Origin of the sequence: Eubacterium sp. 1001713B170207_170306_E7 (assembly GCF_015547515.1) — a bacterium.
Classification (GTDB): domain Bacteria; phylum Bacillota; class Clostridia; order Eubacteriales; family Eubacteriaceae; genus Eubacterium.
In genome coordinates this window covers 402,013-413,739 of sequence record NZ_JADMVE010000001.1, presented here as the reverse complement: position 1 = coordinate 413,739, position 11,727 = coordinate 402,013, and the positions used below count along the sequence as shown (strand labels likewise).

Annotated in this window: 10 protein-coding genes; 2 read left to right on the top strand and 8 right to left on the bottom strand. The window is 53.8% G+C overall.

Annotated features, from left to right (window positions below; translation table 11 throughout):
• Positions 1–22: 22 nt before the first annotated feature.
• The 3 genes from I2B62_RS02095 to I2B62_RS02085 all read right to left on the bottom strand — a co-directional run bounded on the left by I2B62_RS02095 (position 23) and on the right by I2B62_RS02085 (position 3,145).
• Positions 23–244 (bottom strand): acyl carrier protein, encoded by a 222-nt coding sequence (locus I2B62_RS02095; RefSeq protein ID WP_013379911.1) that lies wholly within the window; start codon positions 242–244, stop codon positions 23–25.
• A 121-nt stretch (positions 245–365) separates the two neighbouring features.
• The gene (abc-f, locus tag I2B62_RS02090; RefSeq protein WP_195267318.1) at positions 366–1,862 is read right to left on the bottom strand and encodes a ribosomal protection-like ABC-F family protein; all 1,497 of its coding nucleotides are present in this window, start codon (positions 1,860–1,862) and stop codon (positions 366–368) included.
• Between the two features lie 476 nt (positions 1,863–2,338).
• Complete coding sequence (locus tag I2B62_RS02085) at positions 2,339–3,145, bottom strand: amidohydrolase family protein (RefSeq protein ID WP_195267317.1); 807 nt, start codon at positions 3,143–3,145, stop codon at positions 2,339–2,341.
• 151 nt (positions 3,146–3,296) lie between these two features.
• Here I2B62_RS02085 and I2B62_RS02080 point away from each other — a divergent pair, with 151 nt between their 5' ends.
• Together I2B62_RS02080 and I2B62_RS02075 are read left to right on the top strand one after the other, a co-directional pair.
• Entirely contained in the window at positions 3,297–4,514 is a 1,218-nt protein-coding gene (locus I2B62_RS02080) for an iron-containing alcohol dehydrogenase (RefSeq protein WP_195267316.1), read from the top strand.
• A gap of 129 nt (positions 4,515–4,643) precedes the next feature.
• Positions 4,644–5,798, top strand: coding sequence for an FtsW/RodA/SpoVE family cell cycle protein (locus I2B62_RS02075; RefSeq protein WP_195267315.1), 1,155 nt, complete (start codon positions 4,644–4,646; stop codon positions 5,796–5,798).
• Between the two features lie 15 nt (positions 5,799–5,813).
• Here I2B62_RS02075 and I2B62_RS02070 read toward each other — a convergent pair whose 3' ends face one another.
• From I2B62_RS02070 to I2B62_RS02050, 5 genes are read right to left on the bottom strand one after another with little or no spacing between them, the layout of a single operon-like run.
• Positions 5,814–6,941 (bottom strand): hypothetical protein, encoded by a 1,128-nt coding sequence (locus I2B62_RS02070; protein WP_195267314.1) that lies wholly within the window; start codon positions 6,939–6,941, stop codon positions 5,814–5,816.
• Positions 6,938–8,347, bottom strand: a complete 1,410-nt coding sequence (locus I2B62_RS02065; protein ID WP_195267313.1) for an FAD-binding oxidoreductase — start codon at positions 8,345–8,347, stop codon at positions 6,938–6,940. Before I2B62_RS02065 ends, I2B62_RS02070 begins: the two co-directional genes overlap by 4 nt.
• A 10-nt stretch (positions 8,348–8,357) precedes the next feature.
• Complete coding sequence (locus tag I2B62_RS02060; protein WP_195267312.1) at positions 8,358–8,723, bottom strand: DUF1667 domain-containing protein; 366 nt, start codon at positions 8,721–8,723, stop codon at positions 8,358–8,360.
• A 6-nt stretch (positions 8,724–8,729) separates the two neighbouring features.
• Complete coding sequence (locus I2B62_RS02055; protein WP_195267311.1) at positions 8,730–9,974, bottom strand: FAD-dependent oxidoreductase; 1,245 nt, start codon at positions 9,972–9,974, stop codon at positions 8,730–8,732.
• Positions 9,971–11,692: an FAD-dependent oxidoreductase gene (locus I2B62_RS02050; RefSeq protein WP_195267310.1), complete on the bottom strand. Its 1,722-nt coding sequence runs from the start codon at positions 11,690–11,692 to the stop codon at positions 9,971–9,973. Before I2B62_RS02050 ends, I2B62_RS02055 begins: the two co-directional genes overlap by 4 nt.
• Between the last annotated feature and the right edge of the window lie 35 nt (positions 11,693–11,727).

Sequence of the window (11,727 nt, the reverse complement as noted above, 5' to 3'; positions counted from 1 at the left end):
GGGGATCTTACTCCCCAGCACCTTATTTATTTTCAACGATATTCAGAATATCCTGAACGGTTTTTAAATTTGCCAATGCGTCGTCTTCGATACGGATATCAAAGGCGTTTTCGAGTTCCATGGCCAGTTCTACGGCAGATAATGAGTCAATGCCGAGGTCTTCCTGCAATTTTGCTTCAGGCACGATTAAGTCCTCATCTACATTGATCGCTTCTACAATAATTTCTTTAACCTGTTCTAACACAATTACGTCCTCCTTAAAATTACTTACAGGTTAAAAGTATATCCGAAATGCTTCCAGTTGTAAATAGTTTTATATTAAAATATTTTGAGGTTACGATTTCATCACAGATTCTTAAGAATCCTTAAGGTGCCTGGAGTGTCACCACCTTGGTGGCAACATGCTCCATAAACATACGGTCATGCTCCACAAAAAGCATGGTGGGCTCATACTGGCAGATCAGGTTCTCGATCTGGACACGGGACAGCACATCAATGAAGTTCAGAGGCTCATCCCAGATATAAAGATGGGCCGGCCGGCACAGGCTTGCTGCCAGCAGCACCTTCTTTTTCTGCCCGCTGCTGTAGGCCTCCAGTCCCTTGTCAAACTGCTCTCTCGAAAAGCCCAGCTTTCTGAGAATGGCTTTAAACAGGCTTTCATCAAGGCTGTTATCACGGATATAGGCTCTCAGGCTCCCGGTTAGAAAAGCGGTGTCCTGGGAAACGCAGGAGCATTCGAGCTGGGTACCGACCATGAGCTCACCGCTGTGGGGGATTTCCTCGCCCAGAACGGCTTTCAGGATACTGGATTTTCCGCAGCCGTTCCTGCCCTTCAGAGCCACACGGTCACCCTGATTCACATCAAAGCTCACATTCTCAAAGACCGGCGCAGCACCGTAGGCAATGGACAGGTTCCGGACCTCAACCAGCCGGCTTTTCGGATAACTCAGGGTTTTGATGGCGAGCTCGCCGGCCCAGTCAATATTTTTCAGCAGCTTTGACTTTTCCTGAACAGCCTTCTCCTTTCTGGCCTCTGTGGCCTTGGAGCGCTTCATCATTTTGGCGGCCTTATGGCCCACATAGCCGCGGTCCGGCTTCAGGCCTGCTACCAGCTTTCGGCTCGCGCCCTTTTTGGTCTTCTCCACTGCGTCCGACCATCCGGCGGTCCGTCTGGCTGCCGTGGTCATTTTCTTTATTTCTTTTTTCAGCTTCTCATTTTCCCCCAGCTCATACTGGTCCTGGCGCGCCTTATTCTCCATCCATGAGGAGTAGCTTCCACGCTGCACCTCAATGCTTGTATTGTTGATGGACAGAATATGGTCCACACACTGATCCAGAAAATAGCGGTCATGGGAAACCAGGATAAACCCGCGCTTGCTGTTCAGGTATTGTCCTACCAGCTCTCTGGACGCCATATCCAGATGATTGGTGGGCTCATCAATGAGCAGAAACTGGTTTTCCCTCAGAAAAAGCACGGCCAGCAGCACCTTGGTCTGCTCTCCCTGGCTTAAGGTGCTGAAGGGCCGGTACAGGACATCATAATCCACCTCCAGCATGGAAAGCTCCCGCTGAAGCTCCCAAAACTCATAATTTCCGCTCAGGGCATCCACCAGCTCGATGGTGTTACGCTCTTTCTGTTTTACCTCAAATGGAAAATAGGAAAACTCAACCGATGCGGCGATGGTGCCGCTGTATTCGTACTGGCCCATCAGCAGCTTTAAAAAAGTGGTCTTTCCCTTACCGTTGCGCCCGGTAAAGCCCAGCTTCCAGTTGGTGTCAAGCTGAAAAGACACTTTATCAAAAATTGTATCGTAGCTGCCGTCATAACCAAAGGTCAGATTGGATACGTTTATTTGTGACATTGTTTTACCTCCTGTCTGCTTATAAGGATGACATGATGCGGAGAAAGGTCTTTCCTTCTTATTCAGAGATCTTTCACGCTATCGTGCGTCGGTTTCGTTGCCGTTCGTCCGCTGGCGCTCCTTACTCGCTGCCCGGTTTGCTCTGGCAAATCGGGACAAAACTTCAAACATCAAAAAACCGCAAGAAAGTACAATAACCTTCTTACGGTTCAAAAAATGCGCAGATATCATCAGGAGAATATCCTGACATACCGAGACGGGCAGAATATCCCGTTCTCCTCTATCTGTATTTTATGAGCGATCAGATCGTTATCTTTCTTGCTGCGAAGCACACCAAAAAGACCCGGCAGGCCGGACTGGTACACTTCCATATTAAAATACCTAGCAAGAAAAATTGCGCATCTTCACATCTCCTGTTCTTTTTTAGATTTCGTGGTCATTATAACAGCATTTTGGGCTGCTGTCAACACGGCCTGTCAAATTCCAATAAGCCCTTCGGCGTTTTCGTGGCAGATCAGCTCCTTTTCATCCGGAGCCACACCCACAGCCTCAAGGAACGCCATATCCTTTCCTCCGTCGCCCCAGGGGTTGTCTGTGGCAAAGATGAAGCGTTCGGCGCCGTAAATATCGAGCAGACGTCTGTAGGCTTCGGGCTCAAAGGTATAGGAGGCAATGGCCGTATCAAAATACACGTTGGGCGTGTCGAGGTAAATGTCCTGCGGCGGGTTGCCAAAATACAGGCCGCCGGTGTGGGCGGCGATAATAGTCAGCTCTGGAAAATCCCGGGCCATTTCCACCACTGCCTCCGGGGCGGCGTGAATACAGCCGGGAGAGATGGGGTCGTAGCCGGTATGGAAAACCACCGGCAGCTTTCGGTCGCTGATGGCCTGATACAGCGGGTACAGCCGCTTTTCATTGATAAAAAAGCCCTGGTAATCGGGGTGGAGCTTAATGCCGTGTAAGCCCATTCCCACGATACGGTCCAGCTCGTCGATATAATCCGGCGCGTCGGGGTGGACTGTGCCAAAACTGATAAAGGCATCACTGTGATTCTGGACATACCCGGCAAAATCATTGACGCTTTTCTGCTGCTGCGGATTGGTGGCGATGGGCAGCATGACGCCCAGATCCACGCCCCAGTTTTTCATGTTTTCTTCCGCGCAGCCCAGGCTCCCGTCGCCGTAATAGGTGAGATGGTGGTTGGGGTCGGTCTCTGCCAGCTTTTCAATGGTCCGCGGGCAAAGCTTGTCCGGAAACAGATGGACATGTGTGTCTATTAACATAACTTTCACCTCTGCTAATCTTTTCTACCTATTATAACCTTGATTTTTCCTTGCTGCAATCCCAATATTTCTTACAGTTTTTTAATTCTCCTTGACCCGCACTCTTTTAGCGTTTAAAATGAGACTATAACAAAGTGAAGGAGTGAATCTTATGAACCTGATGACGATTCCGTACCGGACATCGCATATTATGATGAAAGGTGTATTAAACGTACTCAAGCTCCCCATTCCGCCAAGCCTGGTAGGCCCGGGAATGGTCAAACGTTTCCCGGAAATTATTTCGCTGTGTGATGTGCACAAGGCGCTCGTTATTACCGATAAACCTTTAATGGAGATGGGCCTGCTGGACGGCTTCCTCGAAGCCCTGAAAAAAGCCGGCATTGACTACGCTGTATTTGACGGCGTTCAGCCCAACCCCACCTTTGAAAATATCTACGATGGGCTGGAAGCCTACTATACCGAGAACTGTGACGGGGTCATTGCCTTTGGCGGCGGCTCCTCCATGGACTGTGCCAAAATCGTGGCCGCCAAGGTCACCAACGACAAGCCGATTCCCAAAATGAAGGGCCTGTTCAAGCTGACACACCGCCTGCCGCCGTTCTTTGCTGTTCCCACCACTGCGGGTACCGGCTCTGAGGCCACTGTCTGCGCGGTAATTACCGACACCTCAAACCATGAAAAATTTGCTATTAACGACCCCAAGCTCGTGCCGCTGGCGACCGTACTGGACCCTGAGCTCATGGTCGGCCTGCCGCCGGCGCTCACTGCCAGCACAGGCATGGATGCGCTCACCCACGCGGTTGAAGCCTACATCGGCCACTATGACGCGCCCTTTGTCAAGGAAAAGTCTCTGGCCGCCACCGAGGTGATCATGCGTGATCTGGAAGCGGTCTACAAAGACGGCTCAAACCTGAAGCTGCGTCAGAACATGTCCGTCGCCTCCTTTGACGCAGGCCTTGCCTTTACACGGGCCTATGTGGGCTATGTCCACGCCATCGCCCATAATTTAGGCGGCTTTTACGGTGTGGCCCACGGCTTTGCCAACGCGGTTATCCTGCCGCATATTCTGGAATTCTCCAGAGAGGCCGCTCAGAAAAAGCTCTCGGAGCTTGCCCTGTGCGCCGGCCTTGGAGAGCCCTGGGACAGCGAGGAGATTCTGTCCTACCGCTTTATCGACCGGATCAAGGAAATGAACGCCAATATGGGGATTCCGGAAACCATCGACGCGCTTCGCATCGAGGATATTCCTGAGCTTGCTAAGCGTGTGCTCAAGGAAGCCAACCCAACCTATCCGGTTCCCAAAATCATGGATTATGACGAATGTGTCGCCATGCTTGAAGAGCTGGTTACTCCTGAGCAGCCAGACTAAGGAAACAAATGTGAGCAGGCATATAAATTGCCTGCTTTTTTATTGCTTTTTTCTAAAGCGTTAAATAAATTACAGCTTTTTACAAGCTTTTGGGCGTAAACTAGACCATAAAAAGGGAGGAGGCGCGGCATGGCAAGGCTAAAAGCATTTTTAAAGGACACCAATGGTTTCTATCTTCTGTTGATAACAGCCTGCTCGCTGCTTTCTGTTACGCTGCTCCTTTCGTGGTGCAACAGCGTATCCCCCTCTCCCGCTCCCGGCTTCTGGGAATTTCTCGTGAAATACCGCGTAGCCCTGATCCAGTTGCTGGCCGTAGCGGCCGGTCTTTCCTGCGCGTTTGTCATAAGCCGTATTGATTATCACCGTATGACGCCGCTCTGGATTGCCTACACTGCGGTGATCTGGCTGCTGGTGCTGCTGACCTTTCTGCGCACCGGTCCTTTTGGCATAAGCCCCGGCGATACCGGCGCCTACTGCTGGATACGCCTGCCCTTCGGCCTGGCCCTTCAGCCCACTGAGCTGGCGAAATCAAGCTTTATTCTGACCTTTTCCCTTCATCTGTACGCCGTGCGCCATACCGATGGCCCTTTGGCGGTCATTGGCCTTATGGCCCATCTGCTGGCCCCTGTTATTCTGATTCACTTTCAGGGTGACGACGGCACCGCGCTGGTCTTTTTTGTCACAGGTCTGGTCATGTTTTTATCGGTTAAGCATAAGCTGCGCTATTTTATCGGTACGGCCACGGCAGGCCTGGCGGCGGCGCCGCTTGTCTGGCACCTGATGGCCGGTTACCAGCGGGCCCGTATCCTGGCGATTTTCGCGCCCGGCCAGCTGGACAGCCTGACTCTGGAGTCCATCCTCTACCAGCAGAACCAGGGACTGGCCGCCATTAAGGCAGGCGGCCTCTTTGGCCTGGGCCTTTTTATGCCGGACAGCACCTACATTCCCGCCGCCAACAATGATTTTATCTTTTCCCATCTGGCTGAGGTCATGGGCCTCGCGGGCTGCGGCGTCCTGCTTTTGCTGCTGGCAGGTATCCTGTATAAAACCCTGTCCATCGGCGTGAAAAGCCATGACTTTAGAGGGCGCACCATTGCCGTTGGGGTCTTTACTCTTTTTCTTGCCGAGGCGGTGATCAACATCGGCATGAACCTTGAGCTGATGCCGGTCATCGGTCTGCCCCTCCCCTTTTTCAGCAGCGGCGGCTCCTCGCTCATGGGCGCCTTTCTCTGTGCCGGCCTGATTCTGAGCGTAAAAAGAAACAGCTTCTCTGAAAAAATCTGAGAAGCTGTTTCTTTTTTATTGTAAACATTCAAGGTAGTAAAGGACTTTTTTATCGGGCAGGGCTGTCTTTAACGCCGCATAGGCAAAGGGCTCAAAGACGACAATCTGCTCTGCTCCGGCTTTTTCGATATCTGCGAGGGCGTCTTTCTGAATACGGTCTGCCATCCCGGCGTCAAAGCCGATCAGGTGGTACTCCGCGCCAAGGGGTTTCTGCCAGATATTTAAGACATTGACACGCTTGTCGGCCTTTAGCAGCGGTAAAAATTCCATACTGGTGGCGATTGGTGTCTCGTCATTGTTAATGGCAAGGGCGTTGAGGGCCTGGCCGTTTCTCAGGAAACGGCAGTTAAAGCTGCCGCCATAGAAGTAAGAAGGGGTCTCGATTTTTAACAGCTTCAGCTCGTCGGGGAGGTAAACAACCTCGAAGGGAACGCTGATCCCCAACTTTTCTGCAAACTGAGTCAGCAGATAGGCGGTTTGGCCTGAAAGGGTATATACCACTGTAACGCCTTTTTCCTGAAGCCCGGAGATCAGGCCTTTCAGATAATCAATCCCTTTCTCCACCATACCGTAGGCGAAGTATTCCCAGCCCGCAAAGACCGGAGCGATTTCGGGCTCAAAGGCGATGCCCCGCCCCCTGAACCATTCGCCCAGACCTGACGCGCTGTCAGCTGCGAGCGCTGCTGTGGCGTCGTCCAGAAAGAGATAGTTACCGCTGCCCTCAAGCGCCGGGATAGCCTCCTGCCACTGTCTGAGCTCTGCCGCGCCTGTTTGCAGGATATGGCCGCCGCCTGCTTTCAGAGTATCCTCAAGCGAATCGGCTATTTGGGTTCCGAAGCCCTTTTCCATCATCAGCTCGCGGCCGAGGATCATGACATCTGTCAAATCCTCAGGGTTTTCGCCGAAATTCTGCCAGCGCTCGCCCTGGCGTGACAGAATACTCTGGAACACCAGCTCTGCAATGTAGTCGTTGGGCGCCATTTCGTCCTTAAAGACTGCCCGTGCCAGTTGAAGCCTGCGGGAGGGATAGTCGTGGAGCATGTGGCTCGCCCGGAATTCCGGACAGTAGCACACAGCCTGGTCCATATGGATCACCTGGTGGTTCAGCTTGTCTTCGTAATGTTCTAATGTAAATTCTCTCATAATCCCAGTACTCCTTTGTTCACTAATCCCTTGGGGTCAAGGGCGTCCTTGATTTTCTGCATGACCTCAATCCCTGCTTCGCCGTGCTCCAGCGGCAGGTATTCAGCCTTGGCTTTGCCGCTGCCGTGGTGATGTGAGACATTGCCGCCGTATTTGAGGCTGGTGCGGATCGCGGTATCCAGACATTCCATATAACGTTTTTCACCGTCAAAGTCGTCACCGCCGGTCTGGGCGTGGAAGATGACATAAACGCTGGCGCCGGTATGGTACACGTGTGAAAAATGGCAGTCAATACTGGCGCACATGGGCTCAAGGGCCTTGCGCATTTCACGCCATACATTGGCAATGCAGTCCCAGGGGGCTGCCACCTCGATGGCGTCGGCTGTGCCGCCCTTCATGGCGTCATGATCCAGCATTTTTTTCGTGGAAAAGCGTGAGTGGAACCAGTCATAGCCTGGCTTCGGCCCCTTGGGCACGCCGCCGTTCAGGCCACAGTAATGGTGAACGTATTCCCGTTCCAGATCCACCTGCTTTTCCAGACCCTCATAGCCAATGACCAGAAAAACATGGCCCTTTTCAAAGCCGTATTTTTCCATCTTTGGAATGCTTTCATCTTCATCGTAAAGGCGGACCACTGCCGGGTGCACATTGTTCTGGACAAACTGGCGGATGGCTTCCAGGCCGTCCTCGGTGCGGTTAAAGGTAAAGGCCTCGAAATAGCGCTTCTCCGCCACTGGATAAATCTTCATTTCCACCTTGGTGACTACCCCGTATACACCCTCACTGCCCAGGAACAGCTGGTCCAGCTCTGGTCCGGTTGAGGCCTTGGGGGTTTTGTGCGTTCTCAGCACGTGGCCGTTTGGCAGAACGACCTCAAGGGAGTTGACCATATCGTCCATTTTACCGTATTTGGTGGAGAAGGTTCCAATGGCGCGGGTGGCGACCATGCCGCCCAGCACGGCGCTCTGGAAGGACTGCGGATACTGGCCGCAGGTATAGCCCGCTTCGTTCAGCATGTTTTCAAAATCCGCGCCGGTCAGGCCCGCGCCGCCCATGGCAGTGCAGTTGACCGGATTGATTTCAAATTCCCTGAGGTTTTTAATGTCCAGCATGACCTCATGGTTTTCCGCGATGCTGCCACCGACGATACCGGAGCCGCCGCCAAAGGGAATAACGCCGACGCTGTATTCCTGGGAGAGGGCCATAACCTGGCTGACCTCTTCGGTGTTTTCCGGTATGAGAATGGCTTCGGGCAGAACCTTATAAGGCCCCTGAAGCAGCCACTTGTACTCTCTGGGATAGCATCCATGGGCATAGATAAGGCGTTCCTCCTCACGCCGGAGCACGGTGAGCTCCGGCAGCGCTTCCTGAACTGCTTTCAAAAAACCTTCAATATTTTCTTTCATTGTTCTCTCCTTATTTTGCTTTAATGTCGCGTGCCGCTATAATGTCAACACCGGTATCCAGAATATTGCCTGCAACCACATCGCCAGCTCGGACCGGCGCTTTGACGGTGATGCCGTAAAGGGCGTGGATACAGTCCTTAAGCTTTGTTTTGCTGACCTCCTCACTGCTGACCACAGGCAGCAGGTTAAAGATGCCGTTCTCTATTTTGACCGTTGTGGTCAGCATCCGTTTGGGGTCGGTGTACTCGTTGACCGCGTATTTTTTTCCGTTATTGCAGTCAAAGCCTGTGGTTTCATAGGTTCCGTCCTCCTTGATGGTCAGCTCTCCCTTACAGCTCTTGGGGCAGACAATACAGGTATAAGTTCTCTTTTCCATTTTCCATCACTCCTTTGCCACGCTGATGCAGATGGGGCCGTCTGTTGTCTGGTCAAGGTCAATGACCTCGCAGACCATTTCCGGCGGCTTGACCACCGCGTGCTTTTTCAGCTTCCGGGACTGCCCGGTCTGGCTGAGCATCAGCCTTACCTTTTCGTCGGGCTTTCTGACCCGCATAAACACCGGCACCTCTCCGGAGGTCCCGCTTATCTTCTGGGGAACCACAAAGCTGATGTTGTCGCCGGCCTCCACAACCCGGCAGCGTTTATCCCCAAGCTCACCCTTCAGATAGCGGACGGCGCCGCGGGCTGCCATCTCCCCGGTCTGGGAGACATAGTCCACCAGATCGAATACGGTGACCACATTGCCCGCCGCAAAGATACCCGGGACAGAGGTCATCATCTGCTCATCCACCACCGGGCCGCGTGTCCTCAAATCCATTTCAATGTCCAGCTGCTCGCTGAGCTCATTTTCAGGGATAAGGCCCACAGAGAGCACCAGAAGGTCACAGTCAATCGTTTCTTCGGTTCCAGCGATGGGCTTCAGGTTTTCGTCCACCTTTGCCACGGTAACGCCCTCGATCCGGTCTCTGCCGTGGATTTTGGTCACGGTGGTGCCCAGGTGCAGGGGGATGTCATAATCCTCCAGGCACTGGACGATGTTTCGGGTCAGGCCGCCCTCGGTGTGCATGATCTCATAGACGCCCTTCACCTCAATATCCTCAAGGGTCATACGCCTTGCCATGATGAGGCCAATGTCGCCTGAGCCTAAAATCACGGCCTTTTTACCCGGCAGGTAACCCTCCATGTTAATGTAGCGCTGAACCGCTCCGGCGGTCAGCACACCGGCGGGGCGCGTGCCGTAGATCATGACCTGTGAGCGCGTGCGTTCACGGCAGCCCATGGCCAGAATAATGGATTTGGCCTGGATCTCCAGCAGACCATCCTTTTCGTTGACCGCGTAAATGGTCTTGTCCGGCTTTATCTCCAGCACCATGGTGTCCAGCTTGACCCCGATCCCTTCGGCCTCTACCTCGTCGATAAAAGCCTGGGCGTACTGGCCGCCGGTCATGCGGCGTTTAAACCGCAGCAGGCCGAAGCCGTCGTGAATACACTGCTGCAGAATGCCGCCGAGGGAAAGGTCCCTTTCAATGATCAAAGTGTCCAGCCCTGCCTTATGCGCTTCTACGGCTGCTGCCAGCCCCGCGGGGCCGCCGCCGATGATGGCGCAGTCTGTCTGTATCCGGTTCATTCTTCCTCCCCCTTTCTGGACGCTGTGGTCAGCATTTCTGAGCCCGCGCCGCGCTTGGTTACTTCCTCAGGCGCGATCCCCAGCTCCCGTGCAATAATCTCCACGACCCGTGGGCCGCAGAAGCCGCCCTGGCAGCGCCCCATGCCGGCTCTGGTACGGCGCTTCACCGCGTCCACCGTTGTGGCGGGTATTTTACCGTGTATGGCGTTTACGATCTCGGCCTCGGTGATAGTTTCACAGCGGCAGATCACATGGCCGTACAGCGGGTTTTCAGCAATAAGCGCTTCCTTTTCTTCCAGGCTGCAATCCCTGAAGGCCTTGTGCTCTGGACGGATGGGGTCGTAATCCTCACGCACGGCGGCTTCTGGGTGAAGCGCTGTGTAAATCCCCTCCACCCGCTCGGCGATGGCGGGTGAGGACGCCAGCCCAGGCGACTGGATACCCGCGGCGTGGATGAAATTGTCCAGCACCTCAGACGCTTCGATGATAAAGTCCTCAATATAGTTCGACGCCCGGCAGCCGCTGAAATAAGTGATAATATCCTTTTCGGAGGCGCCCTCGGTCAGGTGCTTGCCCTTTTCCATGACAAAGCGCACATCCTCCTCATCCACGGCCAGATCGTCCTTTTCCGGCACCTCAATGGCCGAGGGGCCCCAGAGCGGATTGCCCTCGGGTGTCTGGGTGGGGCCGCCGCCCTTGGTAAAGTTTTTAGGCGGTGTACCGATAAAGCATTTGTTGGTGGTTTTACCGATTTTTTTGTCCAGAATCACCAGGGTGCCCCGGCGCGGATGAATGGTGTAAAACCGGTCACCTGCCAGCTCTGCGATTTCGTCGGCATACAGGCCTGCGGCGTTGATAACACAGGCGGCTTCGATGATGCCCTTGTCGGTAACTACGCCGCTTATCCGGCCGCCCTGTCGGTTAAAGCCCAGCACCTCGGTATTCAGCATGAGCTCTGCCCCGTTGTCAATGGCGTTTTCCATGAGGGCTTCAACCACCTCGTAGGGCTCGACATAGGCGGCTGAGGGGGTCCACAGGGCCTTGACCACGTCGTGGTTGACGGCCGGATCGATGGCTCTGGCCTCGTCGCCGCTTAAAATGGCAATGCCAGGCACACCGTTCTTTTTTCCCAGCTCATAGTACTGCTCCAGATAGGCGTCGTCGGATTCGTCAAAGCCCACGACAAAGGAGCCGCAGCGGTTCATTTTAAAGTGAAGCTCTTCCTGCCACTGTGTGTACATGGCATTGCCCTTTACATTGAGCAGGGCCTTCAGGGAGCCTGCCTTTGAGTCGTAGCCGGAATGGATCATCCCGTTGTTGGATTTGGAGGTTCCCTCCGATACATCCGAGGCTTTTTCGACTACGATGATGCGCTTGTTATATTTCGACAGGGTTCTGGCAATCCCGCTGCCGGTTACCCCAGCGCCGATGACCACAATATCGGCCTGGCCGATCACACCGGCTGCCTCAGCCTTTTTCAAAGCCTCTGTCCGGTCTTTCGGAGTCGTCCTCTGCCCCTTGACGGTCAGCCTGTTGACAACCCCCTTCACGCCGCTCTTTCCAGCCGCGTGGCCGATGTCAACCACATGCTGCCAGACGTCCACCTCGCCCGTCAGGGTGATGACCCCGCGCGCGTCGGCGTTGGCTTCGATTTGGTAATGCTTTAATGACGGATCGTCCTCTAGTTTCTGATAAAATTGTGCAACACAATCGGACACGATTGTCTCTCCTTTCTGCTTTCAGACAGAGGGGC

Bases quoted from the DNA above. Each gene is read 5' to 3' on its own strand.
- abc-f (WP_195267318.1), bottom strand. From the start codon at position 1,862: ATGTCACAAATAAACGTATCCAATCTGACCTTTGGTTATGACGGCAGC.
- I2B62_RS02085 (WP_195267317.1), bottom strand. From the start codon at position 3,145: ATGTTAATAGACACACATGTCCATCTGTTTCCGGACAAGCTTTGCCCG.
- I2B62_RS02080 (WP_195267316.1), top strand. From the start codon at position 3,297: ATGAACCTGATGACGATTCCGTACCGGACATCGCATATTATGATGAAA.
- I2B62_RS02075 (WP_195267315.1), top strand. From the start codon at position 4,644: ATGGCAAGGCTAAAAGCATTTTTAAAGGACACCAATGGTTTCTATCTT.
- I2B62_RS02070 (WP_195267314.1), bottom strand. From the start codon at position 6,941: ATGAGAGAATTTACATTAGAACATTACGAAGACAAGCTGAACCACCAG.
- I2B62_RS02065 (WP_195267313.1), bottom strand. From the start codon at position 8,347: ATGAAAGAAAATATTGAAGGTTTTTTGAAAGCAGTTCAGGAAGCGCTG.
- I2B62_RS02060 (WP_195267312.1), bottom strand. From the start codon at position 8,723: ATGGAAAAGAGAACTTATACCTGTATTGTCTGCCCCAAGAGCTGTAAG.
- I2B62_RS02055 (WP_195267311.1), bottom strand. From the start codon at position 9,974: ATGAACCGGATACAGACAGACTGCGCCATCATCGGCGGCGGCCCCGCG.